This window comes from Oleiphilus sp. HI0123, from assembly GCF_001635315.1.
Genome location: NZ_LWGE01000710.1, coordinates 1 through 869 on the forward strand (window position 1 = coordinate 1; position 869 = coordinate 869).

General features: G+C 47.1%; 1 protein-coding gene. It reads left to right on the forward strand.

From position 1 onward, the window contains the following. The coding region (locus tag A3761_RS06350; protein ID WP_156491674.1) for a Mur ligase family protein at positions 1-869 on the forward strand (869 nt) is incomplete at both ends.

Below are 869 nucleotides of genomic sequence, written 5' to 3' on the forward strand. Positions count from 1 at the left end.
GCTAATATGCGTGACGCGGGTGCAAAGTTTGTAGTGATGGAAGTATCTTCGCACGGCTTATGTCAGAACCGGGTAGATGGCGTCCAGTTTTATGGAGCAGTGTTCACCAATTTGACTCGTGATCACTTGGATTACCATGGTTCAATGTCCGACTACGCGCAAGCCAAGCAGAAGCTATTTCAGAACACGAGCTTGGCCTTTGCAGTACTAAATCGAGATGATGAACTGTTCAGCGATTTTAAAGCCGCTGTTACGCCAGGCACAAACATTACGAGTTATGCGGTTTCAAGTAAAGCTGCTGATGTTGCGGTATTGACGAACGAGCTTTCGTCATCGGGTATACACGCATTGATCAAGGCTTCAGTAGGTCAGGTAATGATCGACTCCCCATTGCTGGGCGAATTTAACTTAAGCAATTTGTTAGCTGTGCTTGCAGCTGCCACGGCGATGAACGACCTCGAAAGCGTTGAGTCGCGAGTTAAAAAGATTAAAGCGGTTGATGGCCGTATGGAAGTGCTTCGGTCTGTGAATCAACCTACAGTCGTAGTTGATTATGCACATACACCTGATGCTTTGGAAAATGTACTTAAAACGCTAGCGCCTCTTTGCAGTGGCTCTCTAAGGGTGATATTTGGTTGTGGTGGTGACCGTGATCAAGGAAAACGCGCCGAGATGGCAAGAGTTGCCGAAGCGTTTGCAGATGACATTGTCCTCAGTGATGACAATCCACGAGGAGAATCACCAGAAGCAATCATCGCAGATATTTTAGCGGGCTTTGCGCAGCCATCGAAGGTGGAAGTGATACACGAGCGACGAATGGCAATACAGAAAATGCTCGAAAAGTCAGTAGCAGATGATGTCATTCTTGT